This is a genomic window from Pedobacter hiemivivus, from assembly GCF_004331685.1.
Lineage (GTDB): Bacteria > Bacteroidota > Bacteroidia > Sphingobacteriales > Sphingobacteriaceae > Pedobacter > Pedobacter hiemivivus.
In genome coordinates, this window is the sequence record NZ_SJSM01000024.1 from 1 (window position 1) to 24,169 (window position 24,169).

23 protein-coding genes and 1 tRNA gene are annotated in these 24,169 nt (G+C 39.3%); 7 read left to right on the plus strand and 17 right to left on the minus strand.

Features of this window, described 5'->3' with window-relative positions:
* Together EZ444_RS27480 and EZ444_RS22815 are read right to left on the minus strand one after the other, a co-directional pair.
* Window positions 1-229: ISAon1 family transposase N-terminal region protein (locus EZ444_RS27480; protein WP_455430282.1), on the minus strand; the 229-nt coding region annotated here is incomplete at its 3' end.
* Window positions 230-381: 152 nt separating this feature from the next.
* Window positions 382-454 (minus strand) — tRNA-Phe (locus EZ444_RS22815).
* Between the two features lie 201 nt (window positions 455-655).
* On the opposite strand from EZ444_RS22815, the gene EZ444_RS22820 reads away from it, so the two are divergent.
* The 3 genes from EZ444_RS22820 (at window position 656) to EZ444_RS22830 (ending at window position 3,612) form a co-directional block, all read left to right on the plus strand.
* Window positions 656-1,951 carry a 4Fe-4S dicluster domain-containing protein gene (locus EZ444_RS22820; protein ID WP_131611710.1) on the plus strand — a complete coding sequence of 432 codons (1,296 nt, stop codon included), beginning with the start codon at window positions 656-658 and terminating at the stop codon, window positions 1,949-1,951.
* Between the two features lie 73 nt (window positions 1,952-2,024).
* A complete protein-coding gene (locus tag EZ444_RS22825; RefSeq protein WP_090784948.1) occupies window positions 2,025-2,825 on the plus strand; it encodes a (Fe-S)-binding protein in 801 nt (266 codons plus the stop codon).
* Entirely contained in the window at window positions 2,815-3,612 is a 798-nt protein-coding gene (locus EZ444_RS22830) for an MBL fold metallo-hydrolase (protein WP_131611712.1), read from the plus strand. The genes EZ444_RS22825 and EZ444_RS22830 overlap by 11 nt, the downstream gene beginning before the upstream one ends.
* 54 nt (window positions 3,613-3,666) lie before the next feature.
* Here the strand turns inward: EZ444_RS22830 and EZ444_RS22835 are convergent, their stop codons facing one another.
* The 8 genes from EZ444_RS22835 to EZ444_RS22870 all read right to left on the minus strand — a co-directional run bounded on the left by EZ444_RS22835 (window position 3,667) and on the right by EZ444_RS22870 (window position 14,691).
* The gene (locus EZ444_RS22835) at window positions 3,667-4,527 is read right to left on the minus strand and encodes a glycoside hydrolase family 16 protein (RefSeq protein ID WP_131611714.1); all 861 of its coding nucleotides are present in this window, start codon (window positions 4,525-4,527) and stop codon (window positions 3,667-3,669) included.
* A gap of 4 nt (window positions 4,528-4,531) precedes the next feature.
* Complete coding sequence (locus tag EZ444_RS22840; RefSeq protein WP_131611715.1) at window positions 4,532-5,863, minus strand: acetylxylan esterase; 1,332 nt, start codon at window positions 5,861-5,863, stop codon at window positions 4,532-4,534.
* Window positions 5,864-5,883: 20 nt separating this feature from the next.
* The gene (locus tag EZ444_RS22845) at window positions 5,884-7,014 is read right to left on the minus strand and encodes an IPT/TIG domain-containing protein (protein WP_165503705.1); all 1,131 of its coding nucleotides are present in this window, start codon (window positions 7,012-7,014) and stop codon (window positions 5,884-5,886) included.
* A gap of 7 nt (window positions 7,015-7,021) precedes the next feature.
* Window positions 7,022-8,590 carry a RagB/SusD family nutrient uptake outer membrane protein gene (locus EZ444_RS22850; protein WP_131611719.1) on the minus strand — a complete coding sequence of 523 codons (1,569 nt, stop codon included), beginning with the start codon at window positions 8,588-8,590 and terminating at the stop codon, window positions 7,022-7,024.
* A gap of 11 nt (window positions 8,591-8,601) precedes the next feature.
* A complete protein-coding gene (locus EZ444_RS22855) occupies window positions 8,602-12,000 on the minus strand; it encodes a TonB-dependent receptor (RefSeq protein WP_205945336.1) in 3,399 nt (1,132 codons plus the stop codon).
* Window positions 12,001-12,310: 310 nt separating this feature from the next.
* Window positions 12,311-13,495 (minus strand): FecR family protein, encoded by a 1,185-nt coding sequence (locus EZ444_RS22860; protein ID WP_131611723.1) that lies wholly within the window; start codon window positions 13,493-13,495, stop codon window positions 12,311-12,313.
* A gap of 37 nt (window positions 13,496-13,532) precedes the next feature.
* Window positions 13,533-14,126: an RNA polymerase sigma factor gene (locus tag EZ444_RS22865; protein WP_131611725.1), complete on the minus strand. Its 594-nt coding sequence runs from the start codon at window positions 14,124-14,126 to the stop codon at window positions 13,533-13,535.
* 82 nt (window positions 14,127-14,208) lie between these two features.
* Complete coding sequence (locus EZ444_RS22870; RefSeq protein WP_131611727.1) at window positions 14,209-14,691, minus strand: hypothetical protein; 483 nt, start codon at window positions 14,689-14,691, stop codon at window positions 14,209-14,211.
* A 51-nt stretch (window positions 14,692-14,742) separates the two neighbouring features.
* On the opposite strand from EZ444_RS22870, the gene EZ444_RS22875 reads away from it, so the two are divergent.
* Window positions 14,743-15,222: an ABC transporter ATPase gene (locus EZ444_RS22875; protein WP_131611729.1), complete on the plus strand. Its 480-nt coding sequence runs from the start codon at window positions 14,743-14,745 to the stop codon at window positions 15,220-15,222.
* 32 nt (window positions 15,223-15,254) lie between these two features.
* Here the strand turns inward: EZ444_RS22875 and mtgA are convergent, their stop codons facing one another.
* On the minus strand, window positions 15,255-15,977 hold the full coding sequence (gene mtgA, locus EZ444_RS22880; protein ID WP_131611731.1) for a monofunctional biosynthetic peptidoglycan transglycosylase: 723 nt from the start codon (window positions 15,975-15,977) through the stop codon (window positions 15,255-15,257).
* An 89-nt stretch (window positions 15,978-16,066) separates the two neighbouring features.
* Here mtgA and EZ444_RS22885 point away from each other — a divergent pair, with 89 nt between their 5' ends.
* Window positions 16,067-16,360 carry a PH domain-containing protein gene (locus EZ444_RS22885; protein ID WP_131611733.1) on the plus strand — a complete coding sequence of 98 codons (294 nt, stop codon included), beginning with the start codon at window positions 16,067-16,069 and terminating at the stop codon, window positions 16,358-16,360.
* A 108-nt stretch (window positions 16,361-16,468) separates the two neighbouring features.
* Here EZ444_RS22885 and rplI read toward each other — a convergent pair whose 3' ends face one another.
* The 4 genes from rplI to EZ444_RS22905 all read right to left on the minus strand — a co-directional run bounded on the left by rplI (window position 16,469) and on the right by EZ444_RS22905 (window position 18,333).
* Window positions 16,469-16,912, minus strand: a complete 444-nt coding sequence (rplI, locus tag EZ444_RS22890; protein ID WP_090784932.1) for a 50S ribosomal protein L9 — start codon at window positions 16,910-16,912, stop codon at window positions 16,469-16,471.
* Between the two features lie 10 nt (window positions 16,913-16,922).
* Entirely contained in the window at window positions 16,923-17,186 is a 264-nt protein-coding gene (gene rpsR, locus EZ444_RS22895) for a 30S ribosomal protein S18 (RefSeq protein WP_084291565.1), read from the minus strand.
* Entirely contained in the window at window positions 17,186-17,545 is a 360-nt protein-coding gene (gene rpsF / locus EZ444_RS22900) for a 30S ribosomal protein S6 (protein WP_131611735.1), read from the minus strand. Before rpsF ends, rpsR begins: the two co-directional genes overlap by 1 nt.
* 194 nt (window positions 17,546-17,739) lie before the next feature.
* Complete coding sequence (locus EZ444_RS22905; protein WP_131611737.1) at window positions 17,740-18,333, minus strand: hypothetical protein; 594 nt, start codon at window positions 18,331-18,333, stop codon at window positions 17,740-17,742.
* A gap of 164 nt (window positions 18,334-18,497) precedes the next feature.
* On the opposite strand from EZ444_RS22905, the gene EZ444_RS22910 reads away from it, so the two are divergent.
* Together EZ444_RS22910 and EZ444_RS22915 are read left to right on the plus strand one after the other, a co-directional pair.
* Complete coding sequence (locus tag EZ444_RS22910) at window positions 18,498-19,379, plus strand: AraC family transcriptional regulator (protein WP_205945337.1); 882 nt, start codon at window positions 18,498-18,500, stop codon at window positions 19,377-19,379.
* 27 nt (window positions 19,380-19,406) lie between these two features.
* Entirely contained in the window at window positions 19,407-21,263 is a 1,857-nt protein-coding gene (locus EZ444_RS22915; protein WP_131611739.1) for a DNA polymerase III subunit gamma/tau, read from the plus strand.
* 3 nt (window positions 21,264-21,266) lie between these two features.
* Here the strand turns inward: EZ444_RS22915 and EZ444_RS22920 are convergent, their stop codons facing one another.
* Window positions 21,267-21,689, minus strand: coding sequence for a hypothetical protein (locus EZ444_RS22920; protein WP_131611741.1), 423 nt, complete (start codon window positions 21,687-21,689; stop codon window positions 21,267-21,269).
* 166 nt (window positions 21,690-21,855) lie between these two features.
* Window positions 21,856-24,075 (minus strand): NADP-dependent isocitrate dehydrogenase, encoded by a 2,220-nt coding sequence (locus EZ444_RS22925; protein WP_131611743.1) that lies wholly within the window; start codon window positions 24,073-24,075, stop codon window positions 21,856-21,858.
* Window positions 24,076-24,169 lie beyond the last annotated feature (94 nt).

Sequence of the window (24,169 nt, forward strand, 5' to 3'; positions counted from 1 at the left end):
TATGAAAAAACACTTTATGACCACGGATAGGAAAGTCTTGAATTACAATCTGAGGGAAAAAGCCTTTGGACAAAACTTTGATCCCATCCCATTCTGAGGGGGGATTATTCAATTCTTCGAGTTCGATATGGAAGGTTTCACTATCCTCAATAACCCCTTTGAATTCAAAATTCTCTAGTATAAAATCTGGCAGAAATAATCTGAGCAAGGATGCAGTAGCTGATGGCATAAATATAAAACGGTATAGAAATACAAATCTATAATTTTATCGATTGCTCCACAACTTTTGGGATTGATCCAAAGGAAGCTACAAGCCAGATAAGATTTATAAATTCCGCTTTAAAACAGAAAAGCTCCAGATTTCTCTGAAGCTTCTTGCAGTGGTATGGGCCGGGATCGAACCGGCGACACATGGATTTTCAGTCCATTGCTCTACCGACTGAGCTACCGTACCATCTTATTTAAACATGATTTCGTAATCATGTCCCCCTCGGTTGGGAGTGCAAATGTAGTGTCTTTTTTTGAAAAGCAAAATCTTTTTTGAAAATAATGTGATTTTATTTAAATCGGCTCTAAATTTTCAATTTTATGCATGCATAATAATCGGTTTTAAACGAAATACTTTAACTTCGCCTTACGATAAGAGATATTTCAAATGGTGTCACAAATCCTATTCATAGCCATCACGCTAGCCGCAATAGCCCTATTTAGCTATAACGTAAAGAAAGTAATCCGCAATATTCGCTTCGGAAGAGCTGTAGACCGGTCAGACCAGCCTCATAAAAGGCTGATGACCATGCTCAAAGTTGCATTCGGACAAACGAAAATGTTTTTCAGACCGATTCCAGCCCTCCTACACCTCATCGTGTATGCAGGCTTCGTAATCATCAATATTGAAGTATTGGAGATCATGATCGATGGCATCTTTGGTACACACCGTGTATTTGGAGGCTTAGGTATTTTTTATGATGTCTTGATAGGCTCATTTGAATTCCTTGCCCTGGGCGTATGGCTAGCCTGTGTCATCTTCCTAATCAGAAGAAACATCCTCAAACTAAAGAGATTTAGTGGCGTTGAAATGAAAAGCTGGCCACGATCAGATGCCAATTACATCCTGATCACAGAGATCCTGTTAATGACTGCCTTTTTGCTTTTAAATGCGGCAGACTCCAAATTGCAGGCTATGGGCGTAGGTCATTACACCACTGCAGGAGCTTTTCCGATAAGCCAATTCTTGCATAATCTTTTACCAAATACAGAAGCTGGCCTTATTGCGATAGAAAGAGGTTGCTGGTGGTTTCATATTATAGGCATTTTTGCTTTCTTAAACTACCTACCCTATTCTAAGCACTTCCACATCATATTCGCTTTCCCAAATACTTACTTCTCTAACCTGGAGCCTAAAGGTGAGTTTACAAATATGCAAAGTGTAACCAATGAGGTAAAAGCCATGCTTGATCCTTCATTTACACCACCAGAAGCCGCAGCAGGTCGTTTTGGAGCAAAAGATGTAAACGACTTGACCTGGGTTAATCTAATGAATGCCTATACCTGCACTGAGTGCGGAAGGTGTACATCTGTTTGTCCAGCCAATATTACCGGGAAACTATTGTCGCCGCGTAAAATCATGATGGATACCCGTGACAGAATGGAAGAAGTAGGTCGAAGCCTGGATAAAGCAGGCAAAGGATTTGACGATGGCAAATCTTTAATTGACGACTACATCAGCAGAGAAGAGATATGGGCTTGTACCAGCTGTAATGCCTGCACACAAGCTTGTCCAATCAACATAGATCCTTTAGCGATCATTACCGACCTGAGAAGATACGCGGTAATGGAAGAATCACAATCTCCTGCAAGTATCGGTACCATGTTGGGTAACATTGAAAACAACGGAGCACCATGGAAATATTCTCCGGCCGACAGATTTAACTGGGCTAAGGAAGATTAAGGAATAAAGAACCGAGATTAAAGATCAAGGAGCAAAGATTAAAGATTTAAAGAAATAGCTTAAACATCAATATATGAGCGCACAACTAAATTTTGAAGTGCCAACAATGGCAGAAATGATAGCCAAAGGCGAAGAACCTGAAATTCTATTTTGGGTAGGCTGCGCCGGAAGTTATGATGAAAGAGCACAAAAAACGACTCGCGACATCTGCAAAATATTGCATCATGTTGGTTTAAAATATGCAGTACTTGGTACCGAAGAAAGTTGTACTGGTGATCCGGCTAAGCGTGCAGGAAATGAATTCCTGTTTCAAATGCAAGCCATGACCAACATAGAAGTCCTAAACGGGTATAATATTAAAAAGATTGTTACCGGTTGTCCACACTGCTTCAACACCATAAAAAACGAATATCCAGGACTAGGTGGCAATTACGAAGTGATACACCACACCCAACTGATACAACAACTCATTGACGAAGGCAAGCTTAAAGCTGAAGGGGGTGAGAGTTTTAAAGGTAAAAAGATTACCTACCATGATCCATGTTATTTAGGCCGTGGAAATGATGTATATGAAGCCCCGAGAAAAGCTTTAGAAGCACTAGATGCCCAACTTGTTGAAATGAAACGCTGTAAAACCAATGGCCTATGCTGTGGTGCAGGTGGCGCTCAGATGTTTAAAGAACCTGAAAAAGGGAATAAAGACATCAACATCGAAAGAATCGAAGAAGCCTTAGAAACTCAACCACAAATCATCGCAGCATCATGCCCTTTTTGTATGACTATGCTAAGCGATGGGGTGAAAATGAAAGATCAGGATCAGAACGTAAAGGTTTTAGATATTGCTGAAATCACAGTCAGAGCCAATGGATTGTAATCATCTTTTCATAGCCTCCTTAAACTCCGGCAGCAACGGAAACTGCTACTACGTTGGCAACAGCGAAGAAGCCATACTTGTTGATGCCGGGATATCATGTAGGGAGACTGAGAAAAGAATGCTGAGACTTGGCCTTTCCATGCAAAAAGTAAAGGCCATATTTATTTCTCACGAACATACAGACCACATTAAAGGCTTGCAAACCCTCGCTGCTAAATACAATTTACCAACCTATATCAACCCAGGTACCCTAGCAGGCTGTAGATTTAACTTAAGGGAGGACCTCATCAGACCTTTGCATTATGACACCCAGGTACAAGTAGGTAACCTTTTGATTACTGGCTTCCCAAAAATACATGATGCTTCTGAACCTTATAGTTTTGTGGTTTCTTGTGGAGAGACTAAAGTTGGCGTATTTACAGATTTAGGCGCTGCATGCGAACAGCTTACCTTCCACTTCCAACAATGCCATGCCGCATTTCTGGAAGCCAATTATGACGATGAGCTACTTCAGAAAAGTGCATACCCTTACTTTTTAAAAAAACGCATCAGCGGAGGAAGAGGTCACTTATCTAACAAACAGGCGCTGGAGCTCTTTACAGCCCATAAACCCGCCTTCATGACTCACCTCTTGTTATCTCACCTGTCTAAGGACAACAACTGCCCAGAACTCGTTGCCGACTTATTTACGCAACATGCAGATGGCACGGAGATCATCGTAGCCTCCAGGTATGAGGAAACAAAGGTTTATACTATTTTCGAACCAGCCACTGTACATTACACATAAAAAACCGGCAAATTCAATTTGAACATTGCCGGTTTTTTACGCGCTTAAAAAATCCTATTTAACCTCTTTATACACACGTACGTAATCTACCAGCATTACTGCAGGTAGTTTGGTATCATCGATAACCTGCCCCGGCCAAGTGCCACCAACAGCAAGATTGAAAATGATATTAAAAGGCAGATGAAATTCACTTGTACTACCTTTTCCATCTTTAATCCAGAGGCCATTGTAAAATTTATCGTCGATATACCATTTAATGGTCTCTTTCGTCCAAATCACACTGTAAACATGGTACTCACCCGGTGTGGTATTAATTTTATTTCCTGAGGAAATGTGGGTCCCATCTGGTTTTGCCCAGTGTGCAGCTGCTGAGGCCCAAATTTCGGTGTTAATCGCTTCCAGGATATCGATTTCTCCACATGCCGGCCAGCCGACTCCTGGTTCGCCTCCTCTGGCCCTCATATTTGAGCCCAGCATCCAAAATGCAGGCCATAAACCTTGTCCACGTGGAAGTTTCATCCTAGCTTCTATTTTTCCATAAGTGAAATCCTTCTTATTTAAAGAATTGATTCTTCCCGAAGTATAACCGCTGACACCGATCTGTTGCTTTTTTGCTGTAATCTGAAGGTGTCCATCTGCGACAGCAATATTGGCGGCCTGGTAATTTTCTTGCTCCGCATTCCCCCCTATGTTATAACCGATTTCCGGTGTCCAGTTTGCGGCATTTAAGGTCGTCCCCTCAAATTCATCAGCCCAGTCTAGTACGTATTTAACTTCTGGTACGGGTGGTGTAACAACTACTTCTTCAGCAGTCGTAATCGTATTTTTTTTACAAGCCATAAATACCGGTAAAACGGTTACGACCAGGACAATAACAAATTGTATCATTCCTTTTTTTAAAATATATGGTGTCATAATTTTATTTTTTAATTGAGTTCGGCAATAATTTTTCTATCATCCATTTGTTCAGCACATCCCATTGTTCGGGATATCCAAAATGCCCACTATCTCTGGCAAGTAATAACTCCTTTTTGGCAGTAACGGCATTGTAGACGGCGTAAGTGGTCGTTGGCGGACAGGTTTCATCATTAAAACCCCAGGAGTATATCCCAGGAACCTTTAATAGTTTAGCGAAATTCACGACATCATAATATTTTGAGGTTTGAATCCGCGCTTCGGTATTGTTAAAGACCCCATTTTCTTTATTAAATAGATGTGGCCAGCCACCTGCCCTATTGTGCAGGTATCCCGTTAAATCGGACAAAGCAGGAAAAAGGCATACCAGGTATTTCACCCGACTATCCAACGCTGCTGTAACGACAGAAAGTGCACCGCCCTGACTGCCACCAAAAACGCCAATATTTTCACCATCAAATTCAGGCAAACTACAAATCAGGTCTACCGCCCTAACACAGCCCATGTACACCCTCTTGTAATAATAGTGATCTTTATTGTCTAGGTTAGCGGAATAATACTCATTAAGTGCACCATCGTAAAGATTATTATAGACCATTGGGTCCATCGTTACAGGGATACCATGAATCGCCATTTCCACTGTAATTATACCCTTTTCAGCCAGCGTAACATACCCATTTAGTGGCCTGATACCTGCTCCAGGAACAATGAGCTCAGCAGGATATTTCCCAGGCCTTTTCGGAATACAGATCATACCATACAATCTTGATCCAGGCCTAAAATTCTGTACACTAAACTGGTAGGTGTTGACTTTTTCGGTACATCTTTCGGGCATCAGGGTTAACTTAGTTTCTAGCGGTAGCTTCGAAAGCTCGCTTTTTGCTTTATCCCAGAAAGCCGTAAAATCCGATGGCATATCCGTTGTAGGTTTAATCTGGTAAGGATCAAATCCTACGGTTGCCAAACCACGGTATAATTTACCTTCGAAATTAATGGTAGCGATGCAGCGTAAAAACCCCGGGCTTTTCATTGTACCCCCATCTATAGTTGCTTTTCCATCAGCCATGCTTAACTTTTCAGTCCATGTGGCATCCATTTTCTCAGGGCCTACCTGGACATCAACCTTACAGTTTTTAAGTGTATTACCGTCTTTAAGCACGGTAATAGAAAACATGGCCTTCTCTCCTGTCTTATAGGTCCAATCGGCATGATCTGGTGCCACCACGACCGTAATTAGCGTTCTGGGTGGTTGGGCTGAAATCATTTCGGCATATAAGCAAAACAGGCACAGGAGCAAGCTCCACAATAAGGAGCTTGACTTTAAAATACATTTCATATCTGCGAATTAACTGATACTTATAAAAAACCTATTTCATCAATATAGATTGGCGCTTTACTATTGCTGTTCTCTACAACCCATATTTTAGTGAAGTTAACCGCGGCAGGGAAAGTGCTGAGTGGGATGACATAATCTGTAAAGGTGCCTTCTGTCAATGTGAGTATCGCCCAAACGGTAGCTACACCGTTAAGTTCCACTTTAACCGTTTTCCCCGCAGAGCCTGTCCCACCATAAATAGAAAGTTTTAATGCGGTATAATTACTCAGACTTAACGTTGGCCCGGTATAGGCAAATTGTAAGGGACAATCGTATCCTGTATAATTGAATTTAATCGATTTAGTACCCCTTACTCCACCGGTGGCATTGGCAATATCACCAGTACCACCCCAACCTCCATATGATGTCATACCCGTTGTCCAGGCATCGTCATATAAAAGCTTTTTAAATGCAAAAAAAGAATTTGTCGATACGGCTGATCCACCTGCAGTAGTTACAGTAATACTGGCCTGAGAAACACCTGCTGGTATTTTAACTTTTATCTCTGTTTTTGTGGGTACACCAACAATTTCGGCGTCTACCGTTCCAAATTTAACGCTGGTCAGGTTCTCAAAATAAGTCCCTGTAACGGTTATTACTCCCCCAACTTCACCCAACAGTGGAGCAACTTTCGTAATTACAGGATAAGGTTGTAACAGTCCAAAATCATATTCTACAGTACCGTATTTAGTGGTTAACGTAAGTTTATTACTTTGAGTTGGTCCATATGGAACATCAGTTCCCACGACAAAGATCAGGCTATTTTCGGTCACAAAGACCGGATTAAAAAATACAGCCACACCGTTTATTTTAATCGAAATTGTGGTTCGTAAATTTTGTCCCATTAGAATATACTGTCCGTTCCATCTTGCTGCAGGCACATTGGCATCATATGGAACCTTGGTGATCACGTTCCCGAATTTATTAGAGTCAAGGTTAACACGTGTTTCTGTATAGGTGGTATCGTTTTTAGTTAGCGTCCTAACCCGTTCTATTTGTGGAGCGGCTTTAACACCTTCCTCATTATTCTTTTTGCATGAGGAGCACACTAAAATGAAGGCAACAAGTATAACTATTGTACGTGAAAGCCGATTGTTAATCAAATTCTTCATTGCGTTTTTATTTAAATACATAAGGCACGGGTGCTTCTTTTAGCTTTGGATTGGCGGAAACTTCTATCTCCGGATAGGCAAACAAAAACTGGTCGTCTGTCACATTTAAATACATTGGCGTTCCAGCAACCCCTCTATTCTGTGCATTAACAATAGCCTTGGCAATTGGATGGGATTTTACATTAAAACCATCCATACGGCAGAGGTCAAACCAGTAATCAAACTCAATAGCAAATTCGATTCTTCTTTCCTTAAAAATGTCGATTTTAGTAATTTCCGTTTTCAGCCCCAAACCCGCTCTTGACCTGATTTTATTGAACGGTCCTAATGCTGCTGCATCGCTAGTGACAGATGCCGAGCCAAGAACAGCCTCTGCTTCAATCAATAAAACTTCCGCATAACGCATCAGGTAAGTATTATTTCCTGTGGATTGTGTTGCGCCTTTTCCACCATTATCGGCAGGGGTACCTACCACATATTTCTTAACACCTATCCCAGTATTTCCAAAAGGCCAGTTTGTGGGAATGGTTAAGCCTCCGGTAACTTGGTTGATCTCAGGATAAACATCTCCTTTCATCATAACTGTACTTCGTTTGCGTTTATCACCCGCTTCGTAAGTCTCCAATAAACTGTAAGTTCCGCTTACCACGCTCCATCCATCACCAGTACCGGTTATAATAGAGTTTGTTGCCAATGAGGCTTGTAAACTATTGCCCGTTGCGTACGGACCACCAGCTACCCATTGCAAAGCTGCAACAGACTCTTCATTGTTATTATTTGCGGTTAAAAAAAGATCATGGTAAGTTTTATCCGGAAGATCTATTCCATAAAGTTTAAACTCTCCACTGTTGATCACTTTTTCGGCATACAAACGTGCATTCGGATAATCCTCCATATTCAGGTATACTTTCGCCAGCATTGCTGCAGCCGAACCACTCGAAACGCGCCCCTGTGCGGTTGAAGGTGCTCCTCTTACCATTTTTGTACAATTTTCTTCAGCAAATTTCAGATCGTTAATGATGAACCTGTATACATCTGGAACCGGATTGGTATTTACCTTAAAGTTTGTAGCCAGATCAAGGCTATTCTCGACGATAGGCACATTACCAAACATCCGTACCAGGTAAAAATAGGCCAATCCACGCATAAAATGGGCTTCTCCCAAAGCGTTGTTGAGTACTGCCGATGGCACTGATGCCGGCACTTTTAAAGGAAGTGTATTGATTAAGGCATTTGCTTGTGCAACAACAGTATACATCCCCGTCCAGGCATTAATAACTTCAGTATTATTGGCTGTCGCAGAGATAGTCACAAAGTTTACCACATCAGCGGCATAACTGCGACCATTGCCACTGGCCACCTCGCCGATACAATATGCAGCCTTATTGTTCCAGAGGAACCAAACTTTATTGTATAGCACATTTGTACTTGCTTTTACCTGATCGGCAGTTGTATAATAATTATCAACCGTAATGGCATCTTGCGGGGCCTGATCAAAAAATGAGTCCTTACAAGCGGATATGGCCAGGCAACTTACCAATCCGAATAACATAAGATATTTTTTATAGTGTATCATGACTTTTTATGTTAAAATTCTGCGTTAATCCCGAAAGTAAATACCCTTGCAGAGGGATATCGACCTATATCTACACCAGAGTACAATGGATTTTGATTTTGCAACCCAATTTCAGGATCGTATCCTTCGTATTTTGTGAACGTATATAAATTCTGGATACTCGTATATACTTTTAACTTATTCAGCTTCATCTTTTTAATAATACCAGATGAGAAGGTATAACCAAGATTGATGTTCTGGATTCTGACATACGAGCCATCAAAAATATACCTATCTGAAATAAGGATATTGCTGTTATCAGAACCCGCCCTTGGTGCAGGAATATTGGATCCGGGATTCTGCATTGTCCAGAAATCAGCCTGGGAAGCAAGTTGGTTCTGATAAATAGAGGTCATTGCAGTTAATATCCTATCTGCCATACTTAAAATACGGCCACCATAAGAACCTTGCAGAAAAATACTCAGGTCGAATGCCTTGTAGCTAAAGTTATTGGTAAAGCCAAAAGTAAAATCGGGTTGTGGACTTCCCAGACTCTCCTGGTCAGCGGCATCAATAATATTGTCACCATTCAGATCAACATATTGAATATCGCCCAACCAGGTACGTTTAGCGCCCTTATTAGGATCATTAGATATAGGGTTACCAAATTGTATCGGTGCGGTTCTTAACTGTTCATCAGTTTTAAAAATACCTTTTACCCGGTAACCATAAAACTCTCCCAGCGGGCCACCTACTACAGTACGACTGATTGGGATAGCGGTAGAGCCATACGTTTGCAATATGTAAGGCAAGCCATTGGCCAGAGAGGTAACTTTGTTATTATACTTGGAAAACACTAAAGTACTGTTCCACTTAAAATCAGCAGTGGCAATGTTCCTGGAAGTTAACGTAAAGTCAAACCCGTTATTCGTAATCCCCCCTGCATTTACAAAAGGTGGGTTAATTCCACCGAGGTATCCTTGTGCCCCCACAACATAAGCAGGTAAAGGCAACTGGAAAAGAAACTTATTGGATTTGCGTTCAAAATAATCAAATGTTGCCCTAAATCGGTCTTTAAACAATCCGAAATCAATACCTACGTTGTATTCTTCATGGTGCTCCCATTCCAGATCTGGATTTGCAATACGGTCTAACAGGAATCCTGTCCCCAAACCTGTCACGCTTGAATTCAATTTTGAACCAAAAGCATAAGCCGGGATTGCTTCATTTCCCACATGTCCGAAACCTACCCTGAACTTCACATCATTCGCTATGTGTTTAATGTGCTCCATAAAGGATTCTTCCGACACTTTCCATGAAGCTGCAAATGAAGGGAAATAGCCTCTTCGGTTTCCTTTTGCAAAGTTTGAAGATACATCACTACGGAGTGTTGCCGTAACACTATACTTTCTATTGTAAGTGTAAATAGCGCGCGCAAACATAGACTCCATATTATGCGGCGCTGTTTTTTGCTCATTTACAATTGCTGTGGCTGCATTTCCAAGGTTTAACGTTGGCACCTCTTCTCCTAATTCGTTGACAAGAAAGTCTGAAATTGTCGTTTGGACATTGTTGTAATTATTCGAACTCACCTGGTATCCCAGCAAGGCCGTTAAGTCGTGTTTTTTAGCAAAAACATGTCTGTAAGTCAGGTATTCTTTCCAGTTCAGGTAATTACTTTTTCCACTTTGTTCTCGTAAAACGGCAATTGGATTCCGAAAACGTCCATAGGAATAACTAGGATTAAAAACCTTACTGTCCGAGAAGCCAAAATCTCCTCCAACTTCTGACCTTAACGTCAGATCTTTAAAGAATTTGATTTCATTAAACAGGTTGACATTTAAATTATTTCTGTTTAACCTGTTATAAATACTCAGCGCCTGTTGTACTGGATTTATGATCCCCGAAATAGCATCCGGTGTATCTGGCGGTCCCGCATAAGTACCATCAGAATTATAGATCGGAATCTCAGGTGCCTGTAAGAGCGCATTATAAATAATACCGCCCTGGTCCGAGTATACAATATTTTCTGCTGTCCGGCTACCAGACACAATTAAACCAACTTTTGCCCATGGTTTTACCTGAGCTTCCAGGTTAGAGCGGAAAGAATATCGTTTAAAGGCTGAGCCAATAGCAATACCATCCTGATCAAAATAACCACCAGAAATGTAATAGGATAAACCATCCTTACCACCGGAGATCGACAATTGATGACTTTGCATAGGTGCAGTACGAAAGATCGCTCGCTGCCAGTCAGTCCCTTCGCCAAGCAGATCAATGTTGGCCAGCTCTTCCCTCCTGATCATCCCATACGAATCTGCCAGGTAATTCTCCATTTTTGCGTATTGCTTCAGGTTCATCATATCGAGGAATTTTTGCGCCTGTTGTAAACCCGCATATCCATCGTAATTGATCCGCGCACTTCCCATTTTACCTTTTTTTGTGGTAATGATGATCACACCATTTGCCGCCCTGTTACCATAGATCGCAGCAGCTGAAGCATCTTTCAAGATATCAATACTTTCTACGTCGTTGGGATTCAACAACGCCAATGGACTTGGCGAATATGCTCCGGTATTGGCACTGAAGGAGAGATTTCCATTTGCATTTGCGGCGCCAGCAACCTCAACCCCATCAATAACGTATAACGGCTCTGCAGAGCCAAAGCTTGCGATCCCACGGATATGAACTGAAGTCTGGCTACCTGGCGCACCTGTATTTTGGGTCACGGTAATCCCTGCTGCCTTACCCTGCAGCAATTGATCTACACTTGCCTGTGGAATAGCCGCTATATCAGCTGCTTTTACGGAAGAAATGGCACCATTGATATCTTCCCGTCTTTGAGTACCATAACCAATCACCACAATCTCATCCAAGCCAGTAGCCTTTACTGTTAGGGTAACATCCAGCGTTCCTTTAGTACCGACTTTGACATCCTTTGTAGCAAAGCCTACAATAGAAAAAGAAAGTGTAGCGTTTGCATCGGGCACTTCAATGGTATAATAGCCGTTTAAATCAGTAATGGTTCCTTTATTTGTCCCCATTAACCGGACACTTACCCCAGGTAAAGGCTGATTTTTTTCATCAGTCACTTTTCCTTTGATTGGTATTACGGCTTTATAGATATTATAAGTGGCTGACTTTCGTTTAACCACGATGATTTTATTGTTGATAGTATAGGTTAAAGGCTGCTCTTTAAAAGCTGCATTTAACACATCTATCAAAGTAGCATCAGTAACATTGAGATCTAACAGTTTCGTTCCCTCCAACATTTTATCAGTATACAGGAAAGTATAGCCGGTTTGATTACGAATCTCACTGAACACTTGTTCTAGAGGTACATTTTTTTTAGAAAAGGTAATCTTTTGAGCATAACCTGCCAGGGAGACCTGGAGAAAGGCAGTCAAGAGCAGACCCAATGTAAGTTTCATAACCCGCGTAATTTTATGAATGCAGACTGGAAGTCTACATCCCGATTGAGTGTAAAATTTCATTATATTTGGAAATATTTGGGTTTTAAATGGTTTATTTTGGTTGATAAGTCAATATTAAGCTTGCTAGAAACTCATATTTGCCAGAGGTGTTCGAAGCACTTCTGGTTTTTTGTTTTAAGCGCTTACAATGTAGAATTCTAAGGCATCAGTATCCCTCCTTTCTTAAGTAAATATTTGGTTGTTATAAAGAAGACGCATTACTTGAAGTAAAAGCCCCCTCCTTCAAAAAAAATATATGAATATTTATTTATGGTGTGATGACTACCCGGTCTCCTTCAATTCTATAGTTCATCAGTCCCGTTAATTTCAAAGCATCAAGAAGCTCTTTGATATTTTTTGAACGGGGAACAGTTCCAACAAAGCCCTCCTTAGTAAGTGTGCCTTCATAAACTACATCCACATCGTACCATCTAGACACCTTGCGCATAATTGACTGAATATCTTCTCTTGAAAACTTAAAATAACCATCCTTCCAATCCACAAATGCATCAGGATCTACCTCGTAAACGGTAAAAACATTGGTTAGTTTAGCTTGCTGACCGGGTTTTAGCAGTTGTACTTTATCCGTACCTGATTTGGCAAGTTTTACACTTCCTTCCAGAAGCGTTGTTACCACCGCAGGCTCTTCCGCATAGGCATTAATATTAAAATGTGTACCCAATACTTCTACAGTTTGGTTAGTCGTTTTTACCTTGAAAGGTTTTGTTTTATCTTTAACTACTTCAAAGTATCCTTCTCCAGTCAACTCCACCATACGTTCTTTGCCGGAAAATGTGGTTGGAAATCTCAAAGAGGAAGCAGAATTTAACCACACCCTAGTTCCGTCTGGTAATTTGAGCATATACTGTCCGCCCCGAGGAGTAGCTAACGAGTTATACGCTATTACCCCACTCTGGTCCTTGCCGTTTAATGCTGAGGCATCAAAAACAAGCTGTCCGTCTTTTTCCTTATAAATAGAGGTCTGCTGCTGTTCGGCAAGTTTGCCAACTTTTGCAGCATCCAGAATAATTTCTGATCCATCTGCCAGCTTTAATACAGCTTTATTACTCCCTTGTAAAATTTTATTTTCAAATACCTTATTTTCAACAAGAGCACTATTTTTTCGACCAGTATTAAAATAATAAAGCCCAACTCCTATACACAGGAAAGCCGCACATGCAACAGCAATATATTTAAGTTTAGGCCATAGGGTAACTATACGAGCCTCCTTATGAACATCCAATGCATTTAACCTCGCTTCAATCTTTTCTGTAAGCTCAGGATAAGTCCTTTCATCCCGTTCATCAATCATCTCCTGGTACATATCCATCACCTGCCCCATCTTATCTCTACTTAAACGCTGGAACCAGTTCATGAATGCATCATGCTCTTGTGCCGTGTACTGATTTCTTGAAAACTTTTTCAGAAATTCCGAAAGTTCTTTTTCTTCCATAATAGAGTAGACGAATGAGTAGGTCGAAAGACCCCCTCTATAAAGTATTTAAATATAAATTGATGGCGATTAGCATAAAATAGGCATCATGATTATGCAAATACTGACGTACAAAGCCAATTCCGGCATACAGTTGCTTTTTAACTACAGATTTTGAAATGCCCAATCTTTCTGCAATTTCATCGAGAGATAATTCTTCCCGCGTACGCATCAGAAATATAGCCTTCCGCTTTTCAGGGAGCAGATCAATGGCCATTTCCGCAATTTTATGGTATTCATTATATATGATTCGGTCATCCGTTTTACCATGACTCTCTTCTGTATCTGGCTTTAGGGCATTATATACCTTGCTCTTTACTGCATTTCTTCTGAACTCATCCAACAGCATATTCTTAGCACATTTGTACAAATAAGGTTTAAAGGCTTTAATATGAATCAGGTTTTCTCTTTTTTCCCAAATTTTCACAAAAACATCCTGCACAATTTCTTCCGCGGCATCAGTCGATTTCGTAAATAGATAGAGATAATGATAGATCTCGGAGAGATGCAGTTGATATAAAGTAGAAAAGGCAATCCGGTCACCGGCAGCAATTTTACCTAAAAGCTCAGGTTCAGTAAGCGTGTCTTCCATTAGGCAATTGATCGTAGCAACTTAATTCCATGATCTCAATATAGTAATTTTTCATAGAGAAATTATACCTGAACTAAGATGACTATTTTTGAGCTAGCAGCTGCGCATTTGTTTTAACGAGACGATCCAAAAGGTCCGAAAGATCTTGAGGTTCAATATTTTTCAACGGAATAGCCATATAGGTTGCCATACTATCCACATCCCCTCCCTTTTTATCGTTGTAAGTTTGCACAATTACATCTTCACCCTTGGTACGCAAATAAAGTTGTCCATTCTTATCGGTCCCATAATAGTCCAGGTCCTTAAATTTAACCAGGTTAAAAGAGAAATATTCAATTTTACCACTTAAATAATAACGCTTGTATCTACAAAACCCATTGTTGGTAACATTTAATTCATAACGCTTAATTTGCTCGCCACTATGTTCATTATCGTGATGTTCTGAGAGCTTTTTCTGAATATAGACAAGCTGCTCATCCAGAAGGGAATGTGCAGTAAAAGCCATTAATATTAGGCTCAGCGACAAAAAGAGGGACATTCTTAAGCTCAATGTAAACTTATTCATCACGTTAATATTTTAGCTCCAACAAATTAAATAATTTATTAAATTTGAACTATGAGTTTTTCTCCACAATCTAAAGTTTGGATCTACCAAAGTAACCGTGCATTTACTAATGACGAGGTATCCGCTATACAGCAAAAACTGGATGACTTTACTTCGCAATGGAAAGCCCATGGGCATCAATTAAAAGCAACTGCACAAATACGGCATCAGTTTTTTATTGTCTTTATTGTTGACGAGGCTTCAGCAGGTGTTACCGGATGTTCAATAGACGCCTCCGTACGAATCATCAAAGATATTGAGCAAACTTACAATGTTGACCTATTTGATAGGTTTAACATTGCCTATAAAATAGATGGCAAGGTGATTGTAACCAATAAAGAAGATTTTGAAACCTTGGTAAACATCAAAACTGTTGGACCAAAAACTATCGTCTTCAACAACCTTGTACAAAATTTAGAAGAGTTTGAGACTAAATGGGAAACTCCTTTCGAGCAAAGCTGGCACAGCAAAGTGTTTGCACACTTGCTGTAAGCTGGCCTTAAACTACGAACCTATTTATTATATTAGAAATCTAAAGGGCCCAGCCTTCTCATGTTTTTCATGATCAGATATTGGCGGTGTTTGATATAGCGCGTTGGTTTCTTTGGTGTCCACCTTCTTGGATTAGGGAAACAAGCGGCAATCAATGCAGCCTGAGAACGGGTTAACTTAGTAGAAGATTTACCAAAATAGGCTTGTGCCGCTGCTTCTGCACCATAAATACCATCCCCCATTTCAATCACATTCAGGTAAACCTCCAGTATCCGCTCCTTACTCCATAGCATTTCTATCAGGAGCGTGAAATAAGCCTCAAAACCTTTTCTAATCCATGAACGCCCAGGCCATAAAAACACATTCTTTGCAGTTTGTTGAGAAATGGTACTGCCCCCTTTAACTTTTTCGCCCTTCTTGTTCGTCTTAAAGGCCTTTTCTATAGCATTAACATCAAAACCAATATGCTTTAAAAACAACTGATCCTCCGCCGAAACAGCAGCACGCTTCATGTTGTCAGATATATCCTTAAAATCTACCCATTCCTTTTCCATTTTTAACACCTTTCCTTCGCTCTTGCGTTCTATATTCCGCAATACCATCAATAGGGTGATAGGTGGGTTAAGGAAGCGGTAAATCAATACCCACAGCACACTGACCAGTAAAAACCAGACAAAAAGTCGGGTAAGTATTGAGGTTGCTTTTTTAGTAAAGGATTGTTTTGATTTACTGTTCGAACGTTTTTTTTGTGCCATCGCCCAAAGGTAATAAAAACATTAATTTCAACTCATAAGCAAAGCTGCCAAATGAAAGAATTAAATAAATTACTTAAATTTACCTCAACATGAAATTTACAGCATCCCGACTATCAGAAGGAAACAAGGTTTTCCCTACGGAAATTCACCTGGAAGAAAACAGCATAGAAATCAAATCACCGGGTTTATTCAGCGGAGATTCGAAATATCTGAACTACGAAGACATTACGTCGATTGAGGTAGACTCTCCGATGATTGGCTTCTCTACGTTAAGGTTATTTTTAACCGGAAATAAAGTTGAAATCAGCGGCTTTTCTAAGAGCGACATCAAACAGATCCGTCAGATCATTGAAGAAGCTAAGAACAAGAGAAGAAAAAGCTAATAAGAGCGAGATCTTGGGATAAACTCAGAATAACGTATCTCTAAAATTATAAGGCATAAAAAAAGCTTCCTGAAAATCAGGAAGCTTTTTTTGTATCTAATATTAAGATTACTCAGCTACAACTTCGAAAGCAACTTTAACTTTCACTTCTTTGTGTAAGTTTAAGTTTGCAACATATTCACCTACAAATTTAGGCTCAGTTTCGAAAGTGATGCGGCGACGATCAACATCAAAACCTTTTTGTTTTAATGCTTCAGCAATCATAATGGTATTTACAGCACCAAAAATCTTACCTGTCTCACCAGCTTTAGCACCGATAGACAATTTAACATCAGTTAAACGTTCTGCGATACCTTCAGCATCTTTCTTAATTTTATCTTGTTTAAAAGCAGCTTGCTTTAAGTTTTCCGCTAATACTTTTTTAGCTGAAGGAGTAGCCAAAGCACCAAATCCTTGAGGGATTAAGTAGTTACGACCATATCCTGGCTTTACATTAACGATATCATCTTTTTCCCCTAGGGATTTGATATCTTGTTTTAAAATGATTTCCATCTCTCAGCTCCTATTTTAATTGGTCAGCAACAAAAGGTAACAAACCAATGTGACGTGCACGTTTTACCGCTTGAGCCACTTTACGTTGAAATTTCAATGAAGTACCAGTTAAACGGCGAGGTAATAATTTACCTTGATCATTGATGAATTTTAACAAGAAGTTTGCGTCTTTGTAATCAATATATTTAATACCGTTCTTTCTGAAACGGCAATATTTTTTTCTGTTATCGTCCACTTTTGGAGCAGTAACATATTGTATTTGATCTTTAGCCATTATCCTGCAACCTCCTGTTTTGGTTTTTTGTTAAAAGCTCCACTGCGTTTCTTATCATTATAAGCAACCGCATGACGGTCTAATCTAATGGTAAGGAAACGTAGCACACGCTCATCACGCTTAAGCTCCAATTCCAATTTACTAATTAATTCACCAGAAGATTTGTACTCTGTAAGGTGGAAGAATCCGCTTGCTTTTTTCTCAATCGGATACGCTAATTTTCTCAAACCCCAATTGTCCTCTTGAACAATTTCGGCTCCGCTATCAGTGATGATTTTGCTGAATTTGGCTAATGCCTCTTTCGCAACTTCTTCTGACAACAACGGGGTTAGAACGATAACAGTTTCGTACTGATTCATTGTTATTTTGTTTATTTTTTAATTAATCCGCTCTTAATGCGGGATGCAAAAGTACTGATTAATATCTTAAAAACAAAGGGTTTATTGAGAAATATTGACACCCTGCAATCCCCCAGTCCAACCCGAATTCCTTATACAAAAAAAAGAGACTATCCTTACGGGACAACCTCTTCTAAACATAAAAAACTAATCTATTAACGCATTTGAACCACTTTGGTAAATTCCTGATTTTCAGACTTGATCAAAAAAGTCAGCTCACCTAAACCTACCCTGGATACATTAAACTTTTTGGTAAGGGCTAACTCACCTTCAAAAACTTCTTTATATAATTCATCATTATATTCGTTTATAATTCTAACCTCTACTGGTCCTTTAGACGCATTTTCAAGATTCAATGTGATCATTTCATCTTCCTTAGTCAAAACCGGCTTAATCGTTTCGGTAATCAATGGATTAGACACAATCGTTTTACCATTCACAATCGAAAGTTGGTACTCCGTTGATTTCGATTCTGTTGTTATTTTAAATGTATAACTTCCATCCGGGAAAGAACTCAAGTCATAAGTTTTAGAAGATCCACGTTTTGCCTTTATTCTTTTCTCATATAAGAGCTCATTTTCTGTTCCATAAATAGAAACATCAACAATTTGAGCCTCATCAATATAAAAAGTAACTGATTTTTCATTTATCCCTTTAACTTTCAACACAAATGAGCCTTCACTTGCATATAAGCTAGCAGAAAAGAATAGGGAAACTGCTATTAGACTGATTTTTAATAAATTTTTCATGATAAAATTGTTTAAAAGGTTAACAATTATTTTATACTCCAAAATTACTACTCATTTTGATGGAAAATTTATTGCATATTCACTGATATCTATGCTAAATTACCCGCACATCAGTATCTTTAGGACAAAAAACAATAAATATGATTTTTTAAGTATTTTTGATCGTGCAAAACAAGAAGAATATTAAGCCCGGCTTTGAAGTTATTGAACCCACTTTTGGAAGTTCTTTTTATTATTCAAAATATATAGAGAACCACAACAACAAAGCACACGTTTGGCATTACCACCCCGAAATTGAAATGGTTTTTGTAAACGGAGGATCGGGGAAACGACAAATCGGAAGTCATATATCTTATTATACCGAAGGTGATTTAATCTTGATTGGTAGTAATTTACCCCATTGCGGCTTCACCGACACCAATACTGGGAATAAAAATGAGACTGTTATTCAAATGAAAGATGATTTTCTTGGAAAAGACTTTTTAGGTCTCCAGGAAACAAAATCCATATCTGACCTATTTAATAAAGCAAAAGGCGGTATTGCTTTTGGACAAAGAACAAAAGACGCCGTAGGCCATAAAATTGAGCTCATGGATGAGCAAGAGCCTTTTGAAAGATTATTAACCTTATTAAGTGTATTAAAAGAACTGGAACACGCCAGTGATTATAAAATTTTAAATGCAGCTGGATTTTCAATGGAAATGCAAATCCAGGACAATGACAGAATTAATATGGTATTTAACTATGTTAAAGATCATTTCCAGGAAGAGATTAATTTAATCGCTATTGCAGAAATGTCTAGCATGACCGTCCCCTCCTTCTGCCGATATTTTAAGAAAATCACAAAAAAAACATTTACTCAATTCGTAAACGAATATCGAATTGTACACGCCTCTAAACTTTTGGCAGAAAAACAAACCAGCGTTGCAAATATTAGCTATGAAAGCGGCTTTAATAATTTCAGTCACTTTAATAAGGTATTTAAAGAATTTACTGGAAAAAGCGCCTCACAATACAGAAAAGAATTAACGGCTGTTTTTAAATAAATTAAAAATGCCTATTTTCGTGGACGAATGGAGAATTTTATAGTATCAGCCCGTAAATACCGCCCGGCAACGTTTGAAACGGTTGTTGGACAGCAGCACATTACAGGTACGCTAAAAAATGCTATAAAAAACAACCAACTGGCACAGGCTTTTCTATTTTGTGGGCCAAGGGGTGTAGGTAAAACCACTTGCGCACGTATCCTTGCAAAAACAATTAACTGTACCAATCTAACTCCAGAACAAGAAGCCTGTGGCACCTGTGATTCTTGTGTTTCTTTTCAAACCGGTCATTCTTTCAACTTCCATGAGCTTGATGCTGCATCGAACAACTCTGTTGATGACATCAGAAGTTTGATTGAGCAAGTACGCATACCGCCACAAGCCGGAAAATATAAAATCTATATCATTGATGAGGTGCACATGCTTTCCGCAAATGCCTTCAATGCGTTCCTAAAAACACTTGAAGAGCCACCTTCTTATGCTATTTTTATATTAGCCACCACAGAAAAACATAAAATACTGCCTACGATATTGTCACGATGCCAGATCTTTGATTTCAACAGGATCCAGGTAGATGATATTTCAAGTCATTTAAATAAAATCGCAGAACGTGAAAACATAGCCGTAGAAGCCGACGGTCTACACATCATTGCTCAAAAAGCGGATGGCGGACTAAGGGATGCACTATCTATGTTTGATCAGATTGTAAGTTATACCAACAAAAATCTAACTTATAAATCGGTAATCGACAATCTTAACATACTTGATTACGACTACTACTTTAAACTTACCCAATACCTTACTGCTACCGATGTAAGTAATACCCTAATCTTGTTTGATGAAATATTAAACAATGGTTTTGATGGTAACAACTTCATCAACGGATTGGCCAGTCACCTGCGCAATCTATTGGTAGCCAAAGATCCGCAAACCACTAAACTTTTAGAGGTTAGCGAAAACATCAAACAAAAATACATCAGTCAGAGTCAGCAAACACCGGTATCATTTATCCTTACTGCTTTAAATCTGGCCAACCAGTGCGATCTGAATTACAAAAACAGTAAAAATCAGCGGCTACAAGTGGAGATGGCTTTAATAAAAATGTGCCACATACCATCGGTACTTCAACTAGCCAGCCAACCGCTTACCAACGCAACTGACAACGATCAGATTAAAAAAAAAACTAATGTAAGTCCTGTTGCAGCACCTGCGCCGGCGACAAATCAAGTAGTTAATACAGCGCCTACAACTGCAATTCCTATAGCTCCGCTAAATCCAGCTGCAAACGCTACGCCGGCTATACCAGTTATGGAGGCAAAACCTGTGACTACACCGTCTGCAAGCATTCCGCTTCCTAAAAAAGCACCTGCACCATCTGCAAAAATTGTACTTAAGCCATCTTCTCCTACCCAGCAAAATAACGCGGCAATGCTAATTCCATCTTTAAACGGCATAGAAAAAAAAGGAGAAGGTGCTGTTGATGACGAACCACAATATATTTCTGGTAGTGACCGTGAGCCCTTTACACATGAGCAGCTTCTATTTTACTGGGAAGAGTATGTAAACATCGTAAAAGTGGCTAACAGAATCAATGTGTATACCTTAATGAGTACTTCAGCACCGATATTGGTAAGTCAGGAAGAAATTTTGGTACATATTGAGCATAAGCTACAAGAAGGCATACTTCAGGAGGAAATGATAGATCTACTTAATTTTTTAAGGCCAAGACTTAAAAACTTTAGTATTATCATAAAGACTAAGCAAGTCGTAAAAGAGGTAGTGAACCGTCTGTACACCAGTGTTGAAAAATATCAGTATCTGGTTGAGAAAAACCCCAAGCTGGATGAGATGCGTCGTAGGTTTAATCTCGACGTCAATCCTTAACCCTCACTTACCTGGCATATCATTAATCGGATAACCCTCTTCATCCAGATCATCCCGGTCATCCTCAGGCGTACGGGCCAGTATTTCATCCTCAGGACTCACCACTACACTTTCACCATCATCTATACGCATTCCAGCACCATCTAACCTTTCTTTCAACTCGCCATCCTTGTCATACTCCAATCCAATATAAGGGTTCGATTCATCGTAAGTAGAAATACTATCCTCGCCATTAGGCGCCGAAGTATCATAAGGAAGTGGATGGTCGTAGTCCGTATCCTTCCCTTTCACATCAAACTCGAAACTATTCCGCTCTTTATCAAAAGATAAATTATTAAAATCCTTGGTTTCACCCAAATCTGTTGGATGAAGCTTGTCCTTTGCGCGTTTAGCACCTCCTTGCTGATCATTATCGCCCGTCATCATATTGGTTAGGTTTTATACCGATATAACGTAGAAAAAGAACTAAATGTTTTTAATTATTCACACTTATCGTATAAATTATTGATACATATCGTATAAAAAAACACATAAAAAAGGGGTCTGTACCATGATGATGATACAGACCCCTTTAGGGAAACACTAGCTTAGCTTATAAACTTTCTAAAGCAGTGTTTAATGTTTTACTAGGACGCATTGCTGCAAAAGCTAAATCATCATTTGGATGATAATAACCACCAATATTTTGTGGCTTACCTTGTGCTCCGATTAACTCTTCCACAATCTTAGCTTCATTTTCAGTTAAAGCTTTAGCTAGTTGTGCAAACTTCGCCTGCAATTCTGCATCCTTAGTTTGTTCAGCTAAACCTTGAGCCCAATACATTGCCAAATAGTAATGTGAACCTCTATTGTCAATCTGACCAACTTTACGAGCTGGAGATTTATCATTAGCTAAGAACATCTCTGTTGCTAAATCTAATGTTTCAGCCAATACTAAAGCTTTTGCATTGTTTTGAGTTTGACCTAAATGCTCTAAAGAAACAGCTAAAGCCAAAAACTCACCTAAGGAATCCCAACGTAAGTAACCTTCATGCAAGAATTGTTCAATATGTTTAGGTGCAGAACCACCAGCTCCAGTCTCAAACAAACCACCACCGTTCATCAACGGTACTATAGATAACATTTTTGCAGATGTACCTAGTTCTAAAATTGGGAACAAATCGGTTAAATAATCACGTAGTACGTTACCTGTTACTGAAATCGTGTCTTCACCTTTACGGATTCTGTCTAGAGTAAATTTAGTCGCTTCAACTGGTGATAAAATACGGATGTCTAAACCTGAAGTATCATGATCAGCCAGGTATTTTTTCACTTTCGCAATAATTTCTCTATCATGCGCTCTGTTTTCATCTAACCAGAAAACTGCTGGTGTAGCTGATAAGCGAGCTCTATTTACGGTCAATTTAACCCAATCCTGAATTGGAGCATCCTTGGTTTGGCACATACGGAAGATGTCACCTTTTTCAACCTTTTGATCGAAGAAGACATTACCGTTTGCATCAGTTACACGGATGGCACCATCTGCAGTAGCTTGGAAAGTTTTATCATGAGAGCCATACTCCTCAGCTTTTTGCGCCATTAAACCTACGTTTGGTACAGAACCCATCGTGGTTACGTCAAAAGCGCCATGAGCTTTACAATCCTCAATTGTAGCAGTATAAACACCTGCATAGCAACGATCAGGAATTATAGCAATAGTATCTTGTTGTTTATTGTCTTTATTCCACATCTGACCTGATGTACGAATCATTGCTGGCATTGAAGCATCCACAATTACATCAGAAGGCACATGCAGGTTGGTAATTCCTTTATCTGAGTTTACCATGGCCAATGCCGGGCCATTTGCAATTGCAGCATCAATAGCCGCTTTTACTTCTGCTTCTTTTGCATTTCCAGCAATTTTAGCGTAAACATCGCCTAAACCATTACGGGTATCAATGTTTAATTCTTTGAACAGATCAGCATATTTAATAAAAACATCAGCGAAGTAAACTTCTACAATAGCACCAAAAATGATTGGGTCAGAAACCTTCATCATGGTTGCTTTTAAATGCACTGAAAGTAAAACACCAGCTGCTTTTGCTTCTTCAATAGCTTTTGCTACAAAAGATTTCAATGCAGAAAGATTCATTACTGAACTATCAATTACTTCACCAGCTTTTAATGGCGATAATCCTTTTAGTTCAACAACAGCACCGTTTGCATCTACAAATTCGATTTTAAACTGAGTAGGTTCTGCAACAGTAACAGATTTTTCTGATCCGTAGAAATCACCTTCAGTCATGCTTTCTACTTTAGTTTTAGAATCTGCAGACCAAGCCCCCATCGAATGTGGATTTGCTTTTGCATAATTCTTAACTGCTTTAGGCGCTCTACGATCTGAATTACCTTCACGTAAAACAGGGTTAACAGCAGAACCTAGAATCTTTGCATATTTTGCTTTGATTGCTTTTTCTTCTTCAGTTTGTGCATTATCTGGATAATTAGGAAGTGCAAAACCTTGTGATTGTAATTCAGTAATTGCACCAACCAACTGTGGAATAGAAGCAGAAATATTAGGTAATTTGATAATATTAGCCTCTGGCGTAGTTGCCAATTGGCCAAGTTCCGTCAATGCATCTCCAATTTTTTGGTCTTCCTTTAAAAACTCTGGAAAATTCGCTAAAATCCTTCCGGCTAAAGAAATATCCCTGCTTTCTACGTCAATACCAGCTGAGGCTGTAAAAGCTTGTACAATTGGTAATAATGAATAGGTTGCCAACATTGGCGCTTCATCTGTCTTGGTATAGATAATTTTTGATGTGTTTGACATATTGTTATAAATACGATTATATGAATGAAAAATAAAGCTGATTGTTTATGATAAACATGCTTTTGATTAAATCGCCTAAAGATAGAATAAACTG